Annotated in this window: 17 protein-coding genes and 1 riboswitch; of the genes, 9 read left to right on the forward strand and 8 right to left on the reverse strand. The window is 72.7% G+C overall.

The annotated features are described in order from the left end of the window. The first annotated feature begins 85 nt into the window (after positions 1-85). From macS to IF20_RS15910, 4 genes are all read left to right on the forward strand, one after another. Complete coding sequence (gene macS, locus IF20_RS15895) at positions 86-1,402, forward strand: MacS family sensor histidine kinase (protein WP_052865805.1); 1,317 nt, start codon at positions 86-88, stop codon at positions 1,400-1,402. Next, positions 1,399-2,070, forward strand: a complete 672-nt coding sequence (locus IF20_RS15900; protein WP_052865806.1) for a response regulator — start codon at positions 1,399-1,401, stop codon at positions 2,068-2,070. Before macS ends, IF20_RS15900 begins: the two co-directional genes overlap by 4 nt. A 169-nt stretch (positions 2,071-2,239) precedes the next feature. Then, entirely contained in the window at positions 2,240-3,268 is a 1,029-nt protein-coding gene (locus IF20_RS15905) for a 6-phosphofructokinase (protein WP_052865807.1), read from the forward strand. Positions 3,269-3,384: 116 nt separating this feature from the next. Further along, positions 3,385-4,401 carry a 2-hydroxyacid dehydrogenase gene (locus IF20_RS15910; protein WP_052865951.1) on the forward strand — a complete coding sequence of 339 codons (1,017 nt, stop codon included), beginning with the start codon at positions 3,385-3,387 and terminating at the stop codon, positions 4,399-4,401. Here IF20_RS15910 and IF20_RS15915 read toward each other — a convergent pair. Beyond that, positions 4,367-6,247 (reverse strand): anthranilate synthase family protein, encoded by a 1,881-nt coding sequence (locus tag IF20_RS15915; RefSeq protein ID WP_052865808.1) that lies wholly within the window; start codon positions 6,245-6,247, stop codon positions 4,367-4,369. The two genes, IF20_RS15910 and IF20_RS15915, sit on opposite strands and share 35 nt — an antisense overlap. A 107-nt stretch (positions 6,248-6,354) precedes the next feature. Then, the gene (locus tag IF20_RS40900; RefSeq protein ID WP_110944229.1) at positions 6,355-6,411 is read right to left on the reverse strand and encodes a trp operon leader peptide; all 57 of its coding nucleotides are present in this window, start codon (positions 6,409-6,411) and stop codon (positions 6,355-6,357) included. Positions 6,412-6,511: 100 nt separating this feature from the next. On the opposite strand from IF20_RS40900, the gene IF20_RS15920 reads away from it, so the two are divergent. Both IF20_RS15920 and IF20_RS15925 read left to right on the forward strand, forming a co-directional pair. After that, entirely contained in the window at positions 6,512-7,861 is a 1,350-nt protein-coding gene (locus IF20_RS15920; protein ID WP_052865809.1) for a class II 3-deoxy-7-phosphoheptulonate synthase, read from the forward strand. Positions 7,862-8,002: 141 nt separating this feature from the next. Continuing rightward, positions 8,003-8,260: a (2Fe-2S)-binding protein gene (locus IF20_RS15925; protein WP_052865952.1), complete on the forward strand. Its 258-nt coding sequence runs from the start codon at positions 8,003-8,005 to the stop codon at positions 8,258-8,260. 34 nt (positions 8,261-8,294) lie between these two features. Here IF20_RS15925 and bfr read toward each other — a convergent pair whose 3' ends face one another. Continuing rightward, positions 8,295-8,783: a bacterioferritin gene (bfr, locus tag IF20_RS15930; RefSeq protein WP_052865810.1), complete on the reverse strand. Its 489-nt coding sequence runs from the start codon at positions 8,781-8,783 to the stop codon at positions 8,295-8,297. Positions 8,784-8,939: 156 nt separating this feature from the next. Here bfr and IF20_RS15935 point away from each other — a divergent pair, with 156 nt between their 5' ends. Further along, positions 8,940-9,563 (forward strand): sulfite oxidase-like oxidoreductase, encoded by a 624-nt coding sequence (locus IF20_RS15935; protein WP_052865811.1) that lies wholly within the window; start codon positions 8,940-8,942, stop codon positions 9,561-9,563. 13 nt (positions 9,564-9,576) lie between these two features. Here the strand turns inward: IF20_RS15935 and IF20_RS15940 are convergent, their stop codons facing one another. The 5 genes from IF20_RS15940 to thiO all read right to left on the reverse strand — a co-directional run bounded on the left by IF20_RS15940 (position 9,577) and on the right by thiO (position 14,892). Next, the gene (locus IF20_RS15940) at positions 9,577-10,467 is read right to left on the reverse strand and encodes a deoxyribonuclease IV (protein WP_052865812.1); all 891 of its coding nucleotides are present in this window, start codon (positions 10,465-10,467) and stop codon (positions 9,577-9,579) included. 48 nt (positions 10,468-10,515) lie between these two features. Next, positions 10,516-12,501, reverse strand: coding sequence for a Stk1 family PASTA domain-containing Ser/Thr kinase (pknB, locus tag IF20_RS15945; protein WP_052865813.1), 1,986 nt, complete (start codon positions 12,499-12,501; stop codon positions 10,516-10,518). Between the two features lie 56 nt (positions 12,502-12,557). Next, a complete protein-coding gene (locus IF20_RS15950) occupies positions 12,558-13,412 on the reverse strand; it encodes a thiazole synthase (RefSeq protein WP_110944196.1) in 855 nt (284 codons plus the stop codon). Between the two features lie 8 nt (positions 13,413-13,420). Further along, positions 13,421-13,666, reverse strand: a complete 246-nt coding sequence (thiS, locus tag IF20_RS15955) for a sulfur carrier protein ThiS (protein ID WP_199896622.1) — start codon at positions 13,664-13,666, stop codon at positions 13,421-13,423. After that, complete coding sequence (gene thiO, locus IF20_RS15960; RefSeq protein ID WP_234426668.1) at positions 13,663-14,892, reverse strand: glycine oxidase ThiO; 1,230 nt, start codon at positions 14,890-14,892, stop codon at positions 13,663-13,665. Before thiO ends, thiS begins: the two co-directional genes overlap by 4 nt. Next, a riboswitch (TPP riboswitch) is annotated at positions 14,890-15,003 on the reverse strand. (Overlaps the previous gene by 3 nt.) Positions 15,004-15,200: 197 nt before the next feature. Between thiO and IF20_RS15965 the strand changes: the two genes are divergently transcribed. Beyond that, entirely contained in the window at positions 15,201-16,382 is a 1,182-nt protein-coding gene (locus IF20_RS15965; protein ID WP_052865955.1) for an NAD(P)/FAD-dependent oxidoreductase, read from the forward strand. An 87-nt stretch (positions 16,383-16,469) separates the two neighbouring features. Further along, a complete protein-coding gene (locus tag IF20_RS15970; protein WP_052865815.1) occupies positions 16,470-16,835 on the forward strand; it encodes an Rv2175c family DNA-binding protein in 366 nt (121 codons plus the stop codon). Positions 16,836-16,909: the final 74 nt, after the last annotated feature.

Here is a 16,909-nt window from a genome sequence, read left to right on the forward strand (position 1 = left end):
GCCGGCGAGCACTGCGGCGGACCCGGCGCGGGGGGCCGCGCCGCCCGGGGCCACGGCGCGTACCCGGCAGCAGCGGGTGCTGCGAATGTCCGTCGAACTCCCGCTGTGGCGGGCGTTGACGGGGTACCGCGTGCTCACCCTGGTCTACGCCGTGGTGATCTTCTCGCTCAACTACACCGAGTACGCGCACCCGTTGGGCGGTGCCGCGTACATGGCGGCGCTCACCCTGTGGATGGTGCTGACCTGGCGGTGCACCACTTCCGCCGAGCGCTGCACCCGCCGCTTCCTCTTCGGCGACCTCGCCTTCGCGGTCGCCGGCATCCTGCTGACCCCGCTCGTCGACACCCACGCGCGGATAGCGGGCGGCGCGCCCACGCTGCCGTCGATATGGACGGCCGGCGCGGCGCTGGGCTTCGCGATCAAGGGCGGCTGGCGCTGGGCAGCGGGCGCCTCGTCGGTGGTGGCGGTCGCCAACCTCGTGGAACGCCAGGAGTTCGCCCGGGACACCGTGCACAACGTGCTGCTGGTGTGGGTGGCGAGCGTGGCCATCGGTTACGTCGTCGAGGTGGCCAGGGCGAGTGAGCGCACCCTCGCGCGCGCCCTGCAGATCGAGGCGGCCACCCGCGAACGCGAGCGGCTGGCCCGGGACATCCACGACAGCGTGCTCCAGGTGCTGGCCATGGTGCAGCGGCGCGGCGCCGCGCTCGGCGGTGAGGCGGCGGAGCTGGGCCGGATGGCGGGCGAGCAGGAGGTCGCGCTGCGCACGCTGGTCTCCAGCGGGCTGGTGCCGGCGCGGCGGCCCGCGCCGTCCAAGGAAGCCGCGGCCGCGGCACAGGGGGACGGTGCGGACGCGGCGTACGGAGACGGTGCGGACGCGGCGTACGAGGACGGTCAGGCCGACGGGCCTTCGTACCGCGACAACGGGCCTTCGTACGGCGACAACTGCGTGCCCGAGGGGGAGGAGTTCTCCGACGAGCCGTGCGACGTGCGGGCGTTGCTCGCGCCGCACGCGGGCGCCGGGGTGACCTTCTCCGAGCCGGGTGCCCCGGTGCTGCTCCCGGCGGCCCGCGCCGCGGAGCTGGCCGCGGCTGTCAGTGCCGCGTTGGACAATGTGCGGGTGCACGCGGGCGACGGGGCGCACGCGTGGATCCTGGTCGAGGACGAGCCGGAGGCGGTGATCGTGACGGTGCGGGACGACGGTCCGGGCATCCCGGAGGGCCGGCTCGCCGACGCCGAGCGCGAGGGCCGGCTCGGGGTCGCGCTGTCCATCCGCGGACGGCTGCGAGACCTCGGCGGCAGCGCCGAGTGGATCTCCGTCCCGGACCAGGGCACGGAAGTGGAGCTGACGGTGCCCAAGGGCGGTGTGCCCGAGGGCGGACGACGGGGGAAGGCAGGCGCATGAGCGAACAGCCGGGCGTGAGGGTCATGGTGGTCGACGACCACCCGATGTGGCGGGACGCGGTGGCCAGGGACCTGGCGGAGGCCGGGTTCGACGTGGTGGCGACCGCGGGCGACGGGCCGCAGGCGGTCCGCAGAGCGCAGGCCGCCGCGCCCGACGTGCTGGTCCTCGACCTCAACCTCCCCGGCCTGCCCGGCGTCGAGGTCTGCCGCGAGCTGGTCGGCGGCAACCCCCGGCTGCGGGTCCTGGTGCTGTCCGCGAGCGGCGAGCACGCGGACGTACTGGAGGCCGTGAAGTCCGGCGCGACGGGCTATCTCGTGAAGTCCGCGAGCACGGCGGAGCTGATCGAGGCGGTCCGCTCCACCGCCGTCGGCGACCCGGTGTTCACGCCCGGCCTGGCCGGCCTGGTGCTGGGGGAGTACCGCCGGCTGGCGACCGAGCCGGCCCCGGCCACCGAGGACGAGCCGGGCGCGCCGCGGCTGACCGAGCGCGAGACCGAGGTGCTGCGCCTGGTCGCCAAGGGCCTCTCGTACAAGCAGATCGCCGAGCGGCTGGTCATCTCGCACCGCACGGTGCAGAACCACGTCCAGAACACCCTCGGCAAGCTCCAACTGCACAACAGGGTCGAGCTGGTCCGGTACGCGATCGAGCGCGGGCTGGACACGCCCTGACGGCGGCGGCCGGCGTCCCGCCCCGTCGGGGACCGCTCGTACGAGTGAACGGCCGCGCCCCGGTACCCCGGAAAATCACCGGATTCCGCCCCTCATCCCCCTCCTGAGTGACCTGGATCACCATTAGCGTGACCCGCGTCGGTCCATCACGGGACGAAGGGACGTAGCGATGCGGGTCGGAGTGCTTACCGGTGGCGGCGACTGCCCCGGTCTGAACGCGGTCATCCGGGCGGTGGTCCGCAAGGGCACCCAGGAGTACGAGTACGACTTCGTGGGCTTCCGGGACGGCTGGCGCGGGCCGCTGGAGGGCGACACGGTACCGCTGGACATCCCGGCGGTCCGCGGCATCCTCCCGCGCGGCGGCACCATCCTGGGGTCCTCGCGCACCAACCCCTTCAAGCAGGAGGACGGGGTCCGGCGGATCCGGGAGAACCTCGCCAAGAACGAGGTGGACGCGCTGGTCGCGATCGGCGGCGAGGACACCCTCGGCGTCGCCGCGCGCCTGTCGGGCGAGCACGGCATCCCGTGCGTGGGCGTCCCCAAGACCATCGACAACGACCTCTCGGCCACCGACTACACCTTCGGCTTCGACACCGCCGTCGGCGTCGCCACCGAGGCCATCGACCGGCTGCACACCACCGCCGAGTCGCACATGCGCGTCCTCGTCGTGGAGGTCATGGGGCGGCACGCGGGCTGGATCGCGCTCCACTCCGGCCTGGCCGGCGGCGCCAACGTGATCCTCATTCCCGAGCAGCGGTTCGACATCGAGCAGGTCTGCGACTGGGTGGAGTCCCGCTTCAAGGTCCGCTACGCGCCCATCGTGGTCGTCGCCGAGGGCGCCATGCCCAAGGACGGCCCGATGGTCCTGAAGGACGACACCACCGACTCCTTCGGGCACGTCCGGCTCTCGGGCGTGGGGGAGTGGCTGGCCAAGGAGATCGAGCGGCGTACGGGCAAGGAGGCGCGCACGACCGTACTGGGCCACACCCAGCGCGGCGGCACGCCCAGCGCGTTCGACCGCTGGCTGGCCACCCGCTTCGGGCTGCACGCCATCGACGCCGTGCGCGACGGCGACTTCGGAAAGATGGTCGCGCTGCGCGGCACGGACATCGTCCGGGTGCCGATCGCCGAGGCCACCGCGAAGCTGAAGACGGTGGACCCGAAGCTGTACTCCGAGGCCGGGGTCTTCTTCGGCTGACGCGGCGGCGCGCCCCCGCGGCGCGCCGTCCGCTCCGTGCGGCGGTGACGGGCGGTGGGCCGTATATTCGGCGCATCGCCCGTACGACCGTGAAGCGGTACAAGTGGGAGCGCAGTGTGGAGATCGTGGCCTTCGGGGTGCAGACGGACGAGCGCGCGCTGCTGGAGCGCGCCTTCGACGGCCGTCACCAGGTCCGCAGCCTCGACGTCTTCCTCAACAGCGACACCGCGCCCATCGCGGCCGGCTACGAGGTCGTCAGCACCGCCGTCAACGACGAGCTGACCGCCGGGGTGCTCCAGGAGCTAGCGGTGGGCGGCACGAAGATGATCGCCCAGCGCTCCACCGGCTACAACAACATCGACCTGCGGGCCGCAGCCGACCTCGGCCTCACCGTCGCCCGGGTGTCCGCCTACTCCCCGTACTCCGTCGCCGAGTTCGCCTGGGGGCTCGCGCTGGCGGTGAACCGGCGGATCGTACGCGCCGCCAACCGCACCCGGAACTTCGACTTCCGGCTGGACGGCCTGATGGGCCGGGACCTGCGCGGCCGCACCGTCGGCGTGATCGGCACCGGCAGGATCGGCGAGGCGTTCGCGCGGATCGCGCACGGCTTCGGCATGCGGCTGCTCGGCTGGGACATCGCCGAGAACCCGGCCTGCACCGAACTGGGCATGACCTACGTGGACCGGCGGCGGCTGTTCACCGAGTCCGACCTGATCAGCCTGCACGTGCCCCTGCTGGAGGACACCCGGCACCTGGTCGACGCCCCGGCGCTGGCGGCGATGAAGGACGACGCGATCCTGATCAACTCCAGCCGCGGCGGCCTCGTGGACACCGCGGCCCTCGTGGAGACGCTCAAGGCCGGCCGGCTCTTCGGCGTCGGCCTGGACGTCTACGAGGAGGAGGCCGGGCTGTTCTTCTTCGACAAGTCGCTCGAAGTCGTCGAGGACGACACCCTCGCCCGCCTGATGACGTTCGGGAACGTCCTGGTCACCTCGCACCAGGCGTACTTCACCGAGGAAGCGGTCGGCCAGATCGTCGCCACGACGGTCGCCAACATCGCGGACCATCTGGCCGGCCGCTCCAACGCCAACTTCCTCGTCACACCAGCACAGCAGCCAGCAGCTGAGAGGTGAGCGCGGCCCCGTCCAGCGTCAGCACCGACTCCGGGTGGAACTGGACCCCCGCGAAGCCCGGGCCGCGCAGCGCGTGCACGTCCCCGCTCCCCGGGTCCCGGCTCAGCTCCACGCGGTGCATGGCCAGCTCCTCGACGGCGCTCTCGTCGCAGCGCGCGGTGTAGGTGTTGTAGAACCCGACCGTCTCCTCGCGCCCGAAGAAGTCGATCCGCTCCTGCGCCCCCTGGAAGGGCACGTCCTTCCGGACGATCTCCAGGCCGAGCACCGCGGCGATCAGCTCATGCCCCAGGCAGACCCCGAGCAGGCCGTGCTTGTGTTCCCGCAGCAGCTCGGCCGCCAGCCCGCGCAGCATCCGCATCTTCGGGTCGGTCAGGTCGGCGGGGTTGCCGGGCCCCGGGCCCAGCACGATCGGGCCCTCGTGCGCCAGCGCCGTCTCCCGCAGCCCCGGCTCGTCGTACCGCCGTACGGTCACCTCCAGCCCCGAGGTGCGCAGCAGGTGCGCCAGCATCGCGGTGAAGGTGTCCTCGGCGTCGATCACCAGCGCGTGGCCCTCCAGCGCCGCGGTCGGCGCGGTGGTCTGCATCCGCAGCCAGAACGGCGCGAGGTCCGCGCGGCGCGCGTCCAGCGCGGCCCGCACCCGCGGATCCTCCGCCAGCCGCGGCGGCCCGGCGTCCGCGCGACGGGCCGGCGCCTCCCGCACGCCCAGCGCGGTGAGCACCCCGGCGGCCTTGGCGTGCGTCTCGGCCACCTCGCCCGCCGGGTCCGAGCCGCGTACCAGCGTCGCGCCGACCGACACCCGCAGCTCCCCGTCCGCGCCGATGTCCGCGGTGCGGATCAGGATCGGCGAGTCCAGCGTCTGCGCGCCGGCCTCCCCCTCCCGCCCATCGCTCCCGGCGTTCCGCCCGATCAGCGCCAGCGCGCCCGCGTAGTAACCGCGCCCGCCGGGCTCGTACCGCTCGATGACCCGGCAGGCGTTCTGCACGGGCGAGCCGGTGACGGTCGCCGCGAACATCGTCTCCTTGAGCACCTCGCGGACGTCCAGGGTGGAGCGGCCGCGCAGCTCGTACTCGGTGTGCGCGAGGTGCGCCATCTCCTTCAGGCGGGGGCCGATCACCACGCCGCCCTTGTCGCCGACCGTGCACATCATCTTGAGCTCCTCGTCGACGACCATCGAGAGCTCCTCGATCTCCTTGCCGTCGGCGAGGAAGTCCAGCAGGTCGTCGGCGGTGGGGCCGCCGGCCGGGTAGCGGTAGGTCCCGCTGATCGGATTCATGACCACCGTGCCGCCGCTCATGCGCACGTGCACCTCGGGGCTCGCGCCGACCAGGGTGCGCTCGCCGGTGTGCACCACGAAGGTCCAGTACGCGCCGCGCTCCGTGGCCAGCAGCCGTCGGAAGAGGGCCAACGCGTCGGCCCGTCCGAAGCCCGGGATCTTGCCCCGGAAGGTCCGCCGGATGACGAAGTTCGCGCCCTCGCCCCGGCCGATCTCCTGGTCCAGCACCCGCCCGACGATCCCGGCGTACTCCTCGTCGGTCACGTCGAAGGCACCGCCCGTGACCGCGACCGCGTGGTCGGGCAGCTGCGCCAGTGCCTCCGCGAGCGGCAGCTCGTACCGCTCCTCGGGGACCAGCGCCGCCAGCGGCGTGCCGTCGTCGCGCACGTCGAAGCCGCGCTCCCGGATCTGCCGGAAGGGCACCATGGCCAGGCCCTCGGGGAGGTCGGCGAGCCGTTCGTACGTGGCGACCGGGCCGGTGAGCACCTCGACCGTGTCGTGGTCGCGGCCGGGGGTGCGGCGGCGCAGCAGGGCAAAGGGCCGGTCGTCGGCGAGCAGCTCGGCAAGGTCCATGATCGCGTCCTTCTCTCACTCAGGGGCTGGGGAGAGGGGCGGGCCGGAGCCGGAAAGACCGAAGGCCGCCCCTCGGGCGGCCTTCGCAGTCGGTGTGTGCGCGCGAATCAGTGGGCCGCCGGATGAGCGGTCCACCACCAGGTCATGGTTGTCTGCGCGAACATGGCCAGCACCCTACCCGATGGTCCGGTGAGTGCTGTGGGGCCTGTCTCATAGTGCGGTCGGCGTACTGGACGGGTGCGAAGACCCCGTAATGTTGACGGGGTGACCGTGAACGCTGAAATCCACGCCGGTGGCCACACCTGGCGAGACCTGCCCGCGGCGCAGCAGCCTGACTGGCCGGACCAAGAGGCTCTGCGCGATGTGATCGCGGAGCTCGAGTCCTATCCGCCGCTCGTCTTCGCGGGCGAGTGCGACCAGCTGCGCGAGCGCCTGGGAGCCGTCGCCCGTGGTGAGGCGTTCCTGCTGCAGGGCGGCGACTGCGCCGAGGCGTTCGACGCGGTGTCGGCCGAGCACATCCGCAACAAGCTCAAGACGCTGCTCCAGATGGGCGCCGTCCTCACCTACGCCGGATCCGTGCCCGTCGTGAAGGTCGGCCGGATCGCCGGCCAGTACAGCAAGCCGCGCTCCAAGCCGACCGAGACCCGCGACGGCGTGACCCTGCCGACGTACCGCGGCGACTCCGTCAACGGTTTCGAGTTCACCGAGGCGGCCCGTATCCCGGACCCGCAGCGGCTGAAGCGGATGTACCACGCGTCCGCCGCCACGCTGAACCTGGTCCGCGCCTTCACCACCGGCGGCTACGCCGACCTGCGCCAGGTGCACGCCTGGAACCAGGACTTCGTGAAGTCCTCGCCCTCGGGCCAGCGCTACGAGGCGCTGGCGCGCGAGATCGACCGGGCGCTGAACTTCATGAACGCCTGCGGGGTGGACCCGGAGGAGTTCAAGACCGTCGAGTTCTACGCCTCGCACGAGGCGCTGGTGCTGGACTACGAGACGGCGCTGACCCGTACGGACTCCCGTACCGGCAAGCTGTACGACGTCTCCGGCCACATGCTGTGGATCGGCGAGCGGACCCGGCAGCTGGACCACGCGCACATCGAGTTCGCCGCCCAGGTGCGCAACCCGATCGGCGTGAAGCTCGGCCCGACGACCACGCCCGAGGACGCCCTGGCGCTGATCGACCGGCTGGACCCGGACCGCGAGCCGGGCCGGCTGACCTTCATCACCCGGATGGGCGCCGACAAGATCCGCGACAAGCTCCCCGAGCTGGTGGAGAAGGTCACCGCCTCGGGTGCGCAGGTCGCGTGGATCACCGACCCGATGCACGGCAACACCTACGAGGCGGCCTCCGGCCACAAGACGCGCCGCTTCGACGACGTGCTGGACGAGGTCAAGGGCTTCTTCGAGGTCCACAAGGCGCTCGGCACGCACCCGGGCGGCATCCACGTGGAGCTGACCGGTGACGACGTCACGGAGTGCGTGGGCGGCGGCGACGAAATCTTCGTCGACGATCTGCACCAGCGGTACGAGACGGCCTGCGACCCCCGGCTGAACCGCAGCCAGTCGCTGGACCTGGCATTCCTGGTCGCGGAGATGTACCGGGACCAGTAGACGGGCGCGTAGACGCGAAGTGGGGCGCGGATCCTGTGATCCGCGCCCCACTGCGTTGTTAAGCGCCCGCCATGACGGGTAAGGTAAGGGTAACCTCACTCAAGATCATCCGAAGCTACGGGAAGGACGGGGGTGACCAGCGTGTACGTCTGCTCGTGCTTCGGAATCACTGAGGAAAAGGTGCGCGAACATGCGGACACCGGCGCCTGCACGCCGCGCCAGATAGCCTCCGCCTGCAAGGCCGGCACCGACTGCGGCGGCTGCGTGAAGCGCATCCAGGCCCTGCTGGGCCGCGGCGCCTGCCCCCGCCGGGAGCTGGCCGACAAGGGTGCCCCCGCGCTGGAGAAGCTGCCCGATCAGGGCGCCCCGGCGCCGACGGAGCTGCCCGAAGCCGCCTAGCGGCCCGTCGGGCGACGAAGCCGCCCGTGCCCCGTCACGCCTCGTCCGGCGCGGTCTGCTCGATCACCGTGGACAGGTAGAGCGCCTCGCCGAGCTTCTCGATCAGCTCCAGCTGGGTGTCCAGGTAGTCGATGTGGTGCTCCTCGTCGGCGAGGATCGACTCGAAGACGTTGGCGGACGTGATGTCGCCCTTGTTCCGCATCACCTCGATGCCGCGCCGCAGCCGGTCGATGGCCTCGACCTCGACCTGCCGGTCGGCCTGGAACATCTCGGTCACCGTCTGCCCGACGCGGACGTGGAAGAGCCGCTGGTAATTGGGCAGGCCGTCCAGGAGCAGAATGCGGTCGGTGAGCACCTCCGCGTGCCGCATCTCGTCGAAGGACTCCGCGCGCGTGTACTTGGCGAGCTTGGTCCAGCCCTTGTGATCCTGCAGCTTGGCATGCAGGAAGTACTGGTTGATCGCGGTCAGCTCGGCGGTCAGCTGCTCGTTCAGGAACTCGATGACCTCGGGATCTCCCTGCATGACTGCAAGGCTCCTTCCACACGTCGACTGGACAGGTGCCGGGCATCCTTGCACCGGCGCGCACGGGGCGTCCAGTAAGTGCACGCTTAGTGGGAGTTGCCCGAATCGGCCCCTCCCTGGTCATCAGCACCCCTTCCGGTCTGACACCATGGAGACATGGGTCAGCCGGATAGCCGCGAAGAGGAGCTTCCTCAGCTGCCTCCGGGGCAGCGACTGCAGCGCGGATGGCCGGTCACGCACTACGGCCCCGTCCCCAAGTTCCGCCCCGAGCGCTGGGAATTCCGGGTGTTCGGCGCCACGGCCGACGGTGACAAGCACTGCTGGACGCACGAGGAATTCACCTCGCTGCCGTATGCCACCGTCGTCGCCGACATGCACTGCGTGACGAAGTTCAGCATGCTGGGCGCCGAATGGGGCGGAGTGTTGACGCGCACGGTGCTCGACCTGGCGCCGCCGGCCCCCGACGTCACCCATGTGATGGTCTGGGCCGAGTACGGATTCAGCTCGAACCTGCCGCTGGCGGACTTCGCCGGCGAGCGCTGCCTCTTCGCCAGCCACCGGGACGGCGAACTGCTCACCGCCGAGCACGGCTTCCCCGTACGGCTCGTCGTACCGCACCTGTACGCCTGGAAGGGCCCGAAGTGGGTCCGCGGCATCGAGTACATGACGGCCGACCGCCGCGGCTTCTGGGAGGAGCGCGGCTACCACAACCTCGGTGACCCGTGGCGCGAGCAGCGCTACTCCTACCAGGAGGAACCGGGCGACGGCCCGGAGCTCTGACCGGCGGTGCCGGTCACGCGCCGGCGGCCGCCCGCAGCCCCTTCAGCCGGGCCACGTCCGCCGCGTGGCCCTCCTTGCCGCCCGGCGTCTCGATCACCAGCGGCACGCCCGCGGTCGCCGGGTGCCGGAACAGCTCCTCGAACGGCTCGGCGCCGATGTGGCCGGAGCCGATGTTCTCGTGCCGGTCCTTGTGCGCCCCTGCCACGTCCTTGGAGTCGTTGGCGTGGATCAGCCGCAGCCGGCCCTCGCCGGCCACCTCCACCAGCTCGTCCAGCAGCGCCTTCGTGCCGCCCGGCGCCGCCATGTCGTGCCCGGCGGCGAACGCGTGGCAGGTGTCCAGGCACAGCCCCGCCTTCGGGTGCCGGTCCAGCGCGTCCAGGTAGGGGCCCAGGTCCTCCGCCAGTGAGCACAGCGAGGCGCCCTGCCCGGCGGTCGACTCCAGCAGCAGCCACGGGTCGTCGTCGTGCGTCAGCTCCTCCAGCAGCGGCAGCATGTGCTCCCTGACCTGCGCCAATGCCGTCTCCCGCGCGCGCCCGCCGGTCGCCGAGCCGGTGTGCACCACCACGCCGAGCGCCCCGATCTCCCGGCCGCGACGCAGCGAGTGCCGCAGCGACTCCACGGACTTCTCGACCGTCGCCGGGGTGTGCGAACCGAAGTTGATCAGGTACGGCGCGTGCACGTACGCCGGGATCCCGCGCTCCGCGCAGGCCGTGCGGAACGCCTCGTCCTGCATCGGGTTGCCGGGCGGCGTGGCCCAGCCGCGCGGGTTGGCGACGAAGACCTGGACGGCCTCGCCGTCGATCTCCTGGGCGTACGGGATGCCGACCTTGGCGAGACCGCCGGCCACCGGGACGTGGCTGCCGATCGGATTGCGCTCACGGGCGCGCTGCGGGGAAGTGCTCACCCGTCAAGGGTGCCAGGCGGCCCGCCACCCGTGGGTGTCAGGTACGCCTCACAGCTTGCTGTCCAGCGTGATCGTGATGGTGCTGCCCTTGGGGGCGGTGTCGCCCGCGTCGACGGACTGGCTGTCGACCGTGTCCGACGGGAAGAGGAACGGCTTCTTCACCTCGACCTCGAAGCCCGCGTCCTCCAGGGTCTGCTTCGCGTCCGTGACCTTCTCGCCCGCGACGTCCGGCACCTCGACCATCTGCGGACCCTTGGACAGCGTGAGCGTCACCGTGTCGCCCTCGCCCAGCGTCTTCCCCTCGCCCGGGGACTGCCGCGCGACCGCGCCCTCGTCCTCGGGCGAGTACACCGGCTGCTCGGCGATCTTCACCCGGAAGCCGGCCTCGCGCAGCTCGCCCGCCGCGTCCGACCGGTCGTCGCCGACCACGTCCGGCACGTCGATCGCACGCCCCCGGCTGACGGTCAGCGCCACCGCCGTCCCGGGCCGCCGCTTCGCCCCCGCGGCCGGGTCCGTCCGGATCACCGAGCCCTTGGCCACCTCGTTGCTGAACGCCTTGCGCTCGGTGCTCGGGGTCAGCCCCCGGTCCCGCAGCTTGCGCCGCGCGTCGGCGACCGGGGTGCCGGACAGATCCGGCACGGAGACGATGTCGGGGCCCTTGGAGAGCGTGATCGTGACGGTGCCGGTGCCCCGGATGCGCTTGCCGTTCTCCGGATCGGTGGAGATCACGTGCCCGCGCTCCACGGTGGAGCTGTAGGCGTGCGCCACCTTCACGTCCAGCCCGGCGTCGTGCAGCGTCCGCTCGGCCTTGGGCTGCGTCATGTCCAGCACCGAGGGCACGGCCGTGAACTGGCCGGTGGTGACGTACCAGACGCCCGTGCCGAGCAGCAGGGCGGCCAGCACCGCGAGTACCACGGTCAGCGTCCTGCGGCGCGGCCGCCGGGCGGTCTCCGCGCCCCGCGCGCCACTCGCCGTGGGCAGCCGGTCCGTACGCGCGTCCGCGCCGGCCGCCACCGGCACCTCCAGCCGGCTGGTGTGCCCCGCCGCGTCGTCGTCGGCGGCGTCCTCCGTGCCGGGCAGCGAGAGCTGCACCGCGGCGGCGCGCTGGATCACGCTCGTCCGGTCCTCCGAGCCCGCCGTGTCGGACGCCGGCTTCGCCCCCGGTGGCACCGCGTCCAGCTGCTCCTCGGAGAGCGCCGCGCGGGCGTTTCTGGCCAGCGCGAGCAGCGTCACCGCGTCCTGCGGGCGTACCTCGGGATTGCGCGCGGTCGCCTCGACCACCAGGTCGTCCAGCTCGGGCGGCAGCCCCGGCACGAGCCCGGACGGCGGCGGCACGTCCTCGTGGAGATGCTGGTAGAGCACCTGGGCCGCGGTGCCACCGTCGTGCGGCTTGCTGCCCGTGAGCATCTCGTACAGCGTCACGCCGCAGGCGTAGACGTCCGCGCGGGTGTCCGCGCTGCCGTCCTCGATCTGCTCGGGCGCGAGGTAGGCGACGGTGCCCAGGACCGTGCCGGTGGAGGCCGTGGTGTGCGTGTCGACCGCCCGGACCAGCCCGAAGTCGGCGACCTTGACCCGGCCGTCGTCCCCGATCAGGACGTTCTCCGGCTTCATGTCGCGGTGGATCATGCCGGCCCGGTGGGCGGAGCCCAGCGCCGCCAGGATCGGCTCCAGGACGTCCAGCGCGGCGCGCGGCTGCAGGGCGCCCCGCTCGCGCAGCACGTCCCGCAGGGTGCACCCCGCGACGTACTCCATCGCGAGGTACACGTACGAACCGTCCGCGCCCTGGTCGAACACGCCGACCACGTTCGGGTGCGACAGCCGGGCGACCGACTTCGCCTCCCGGATGAAGCGCTCGACGAACGAGGCGTCCGCGACCAGGGACGGGTGCATCACCTTCAGGGCGAGCACCCGGTCCAGCCGGGTGTCGACGGCGCGGTAGACCGTCGCCATCCCGCCGGCGGCGATCCGCGCCTCTACGCGGTAGCGGCCGTCGAGCAGCTGTCCGACCAGGGGGTCCTGAAGGGTGGTGTCCACGGCAGACGAGTCTACGAGCAGCCACGGACAGCCCTCACTCCCCTGGCGCAGATCGTTCAGAAGGCGGGCCGCTCCGGGTCCAGCTCGGCCAGTCCCGCGGTCGGCGAGGACGCCTCGGCGAAGTGCCGGCGCGGGATGCGGCCCGCCCGGTACGCCAGCCGGCCCGCCTCGACCGCGTGCCGCATGGCGTGCGCCATCAGGGCCGGCTCCTGCGCCCTGGTCACCGCCGAGGCCAGCATCACCGCGGCACAGCCCAGCTCCATGGCCTGCGCGGCGTCCGAGGCGGTGCCGGCGCCGGCGTCGAGGATGACCGGCACCCCGGCCCGCTCGGTGATCAGCTGGAAGTTGTGCGGGTTGCGGATGCCGAGCCCGGAGCCGATGGGGGAGCCCAGCGGCATGATCGCCGCGCAGCCCACGTCCTCCAGCTTCCGCGCCAGTACCGGGTCGTCGTTGGTGTACGGCAGGACCGTGAACCCGTCGTCGACCAGCGTCTCGGCCGCGTCCAGCAGCTCCACCGGGTCCGGCAGCAGGGTCCGCTCGTCGGCGACGACCTCCAGCTTCACCCAGTCCGTGCCGAGCGCCTCGCGGGCCAGCCGGGCGGTGAGCACGGCCTCGCCGGCGGTGTAGCAGCCCGCGGTGTTCGGCAGTGTCCGGATGCCGTGCCTGTTCAGTACGGAGAGCACCGAACCCTGCACCGTCGGGTCCAGCCTGCGCATCGCCACAGTGGTCAGCTCGGTGCCCGAGGCGAGCAGCGAGCGCTCCATGATGTCCAGGCTCGGCGCGCCGCCGGTCCCCATGATCAGCCGCGACCGGAAGGGCGTACCGGCGATGACCAGCGGGTCCGCAGCGGGGGAGGCGTCGGGCGCCGCCCCGGCGAGGGTCGTCTCTTCGAGGGTGTGCGTATCGGTCATGTGTAGCGTCAGCCTCCTTGTACCGCGGTGAGCACCTCGACGCGGTCCCCGGCGCCGAGCGGGGTCGCCGGCCACTGACCGCGCGGCACGACCTCCTCGTTGACGGCCGCGGCGACCCCGCCGGCCGCGCTGGTCAGCGTCGCCACCAGCCGGTCGAGCGGCAGTCCTGCGGGGATCTCGCGGGGCTCGCCGTTCACGGAGACGGTCACGGGGGCCGGCCCGGAAGCGGCTTCGGGTGCCTGCTGGAGGGTCATGCGGTCTGCTCCTGAAGTGCGGCGCGCGTCGGCGCAGAGGAGGGGGCGGCGGCTGTCGTGGGCCCGAAGCGCAGCGGCGTGAAGGGCCGCGCCTCCTCGGGCAGCTCGCCGGTGGTCAGCGCGTGGGCCATGACGTCACCGGTCACCGGGGTGAGCAGCACGCCGTTGCGGAAGTGGCCGGTGGCCATCAGCAGGCCGGGCAGCGCGCTGGGCCCGAGGAGCGGGGCGTTGTCGGGCGATCCGGGGCGCAGCCCGGCGATCGTCTCGGTCAGCGGCAGCTCGGTGATGCCCGGCACCAGTTCGTGCGCGTCGCGCAGCAGCTCGTAGACGCCGCCCGCGGTCACCGTGGTGTCCCAGCCCAGCTCCTCACTGGTGGCGCCGACGACCAGGTCGCCGTTCTCCCGCGGCACCAGGTAGAGCGGGCCGCCGCGCACCACGGCACGCACGGTGCGGGACAGGAACGGGCCGTACGCGGCGGGGATCCGCAGCCGCAGCACCTGGCCCTTGACCGGCCGGACCGGTGGCCGCACGTGCTCCGGCACCCCGGCCAGCAGTCCGCTGAAGCTGCCGGCGGCCAGGACGACCTGCCCGGCGGGCAGCGGCGTGCCGTCCGCCAGCTCGACACCCGTGGCCCGCCCGTCGGCGATCGTGAGCCGCTCGGCCCGCTCCCGTACGAACGCCACCCCGGCCCGCTCACAGGCCGTCAGAAGGGCCGTCGCGAGCCGCCGCGGGTCGATCTGGTGGTCACCGTCCACCCGGAGCCCGCCCCGCACGCCCGGCGCCAGCATCGGTTCGAGCTTCCGGCACTCGCGGCCGGTCAGCCACTCCGAGTCCAGACCGCAGCGGCGCTGCAGCGCGTGCAGCTCGCGCAGGTGGGCCCGGTCGTCGGCGTCCAGCGCCACGGCGAGCGTGCCGCACCGCCGGTACCCGAGGTCCTGGCCGGCGGCCTCGGCCAGCTCGGCGGCGAACGCCGGGTAGCGCGCGGCGGAGTCGAGATTCAGCCCCAGGAGCGTTTCTTCGCCGTAATGCAGCTCGGTGACGGCGGCCAGCATGCCGGCCGCCACGCGCGCCGCGCCGCCGCCCGGCTCCGGATCCACGACCGTCGTGCGCAGGCCCCGCTGGGCCGCGCGCCAGGCCGTCACGAGCCCCGCCAGACCGCCCCCGACGATCACCGCATCGGGGTGCCCGGCAGCCGTTCCCGGCGACATACGTGCAGGTGGATGCATGAGTGTCCAGCCCCTCCCTTCGCCGGCATGACCCGGATCAGGTTCGTACGGTCGGAGGCCGCCGCAGCCTCCCTCTCAGCCCGGTGCGTCCGGGCTCCCGCGAGTACAAGTGCCGTCAGAGTAGTACGCGTTCCCGACGCGTCGTAAGGGTGCTCTGCGCGGCCGGACCGTGACCCTGTGTCAGAGATCTCGTCGCGCGGTGCTGAGTCCCTCGAAGGACCGCGTCCTAGAGTGATCGAGTGAGCCAGCAGAGCAAGTACTCGCGGACCCCCGACCGCTCGCGCCGCGTCGTCATCGCCGGCGCGGGGATGGCGGGCGTACAGACCGCCGTTGCCCTGCGCGAACAGGGCTGGCGCGGCACCATCACCCTGCTCGGCGCCGAACCCCACCCGCCCTACGACCGGCCGCCGCTCTCCAAGGCGGTGCTGCTCGGCAAGGCGGACGGCTCGGCCTTCGACGTCGACTTCGCCTCCCTCGGCATCGACCTGGAACTCGGCCGCCGGGTCACCGGACTCGCCGCCGACGCCCACGAAGTGCTGACGGACACCGGCCCCGTCCCGTACGACCGGCTGGTCCTCGCCACGGGGGCCGAGGCCGTCACCCTCCCGGGCAGCGAGGGCGTCCCCGGCGTCCACGTGCTGCGCACCCTGGACGACGCCGAGCGGCTGCGCCCGGTGCTCGCGGCGCAGCAGCGCGTCGTGGTGGTCGGCGCCGGCTGGATCGGCGCGGAGTTCGCCACCGCGGCACGCGAGGCCGGCTGCGCGGTCACCGTCGTGGAGGCGGCGGACCGCCCGCTGGCCGGCGCGCTGCCCGAGGAGGTCGCAGCGCACATGGCCCGCTGGTACGCCGACGCGGGCGCCACGCTGCGTACGGGCACCAGGGTCGCCGCGGTGAAGGAGGGCGCCGTCGTGCTCGCCGACGGCACGGCGCTGCCCGCGGACGCCGTGGTGATCGGCATCGGGTCGCGGTGCGCGACGGACTGGCTGGCCGGCTCGGGCGTCGAGCTGTGCGAGGACCGCTCCGTACGGGCCGACGAGCGGCTGCGCACCTCCGTGCCGGACGTGTACGCGGTCGGCGACTGTGCCTCCTTCCCGTCCGCGCGCTACGGGCGTCGCCTCCTCGTGCACCACTGGGACAACGCCCTTCAGGGGCCGCGCACGGTCGCCACGAACCTCACCCGGTGCGAGGCGGAGGGCGCGGTGTACGACCCCGTGCCCTACTTCTGGTCGGAGCAGTTCGGCCGCTTCGTGCAGTGCGCCGGGTACAGCCCGGTCGCCGACGAGCTGATCTGGCGCGGCGACCCGGAGAGCGCGGCGTGGACGGCCCTGTGGCTGCGGGAGGGCGCGCTGGTGGCCCTGCTGGCGGTGGGCAGGCCGCGCGATCTGGCGCAGGGGCGCAAGCTCATCGAGCGCGGCGCCCTGCTCGACCGGGCCCGTGCCGCCGACGCCTCGGTGCCCCTGAAGTCGGCTGCGCTGCCCGGGCTCCAGTGACCGGCCGGCCGCCTCGTGTGGCCGGTGGTGTGCACCGATGGCGATGCCCGGCTACCGACTGTCAGTGGGGGATGGCACGCTTGGGGTGTGACCGAGATTGACGCAAAGATCGATGGACTGGTTTCCGCCTGGCTCACCCTCCCCGACATCGCCGAGGCGTTCGGCGTCGAGGTGACGCGGGTCCGGCAGCTGGTCAAGGAGGGCCAGCTGATCGCGGTGCGCCGCGGTGAGAACCGGGCCCTCCATGTGCCGGCCGAGTTCATCAAGGACGGAAAGGTCGTCAAGGGCCTGGTGGGGACGCTGACGCTCCTCCGGGACGACGGCTTCACCGACGAAGAGATGCTGGAGTGGCTGTTCACCGCCGACGAGACCCTGCCGGGTACGCCGGCGCAGGCGCTGCGGGAGAATCGCGGCACGGAGGTGAAGCGCCGGGCGCAGGCGCTCGCCGTCTGACACACCCGTCACCATCGCCGTAACCGCAGGGCGTACGGACCGGCAGATCCGGTCCGTACGCCCGTACTGGGGGG

Origin of the sequence: Streptomyces niger, assembly GCF_000718305.1 — a bacterium.
GTDB lineage: Bacteria > Actinomycetota > Actinomycetes > Streptomycetales > Streptomycetaceae > Streptomyces > Streptomyces niger.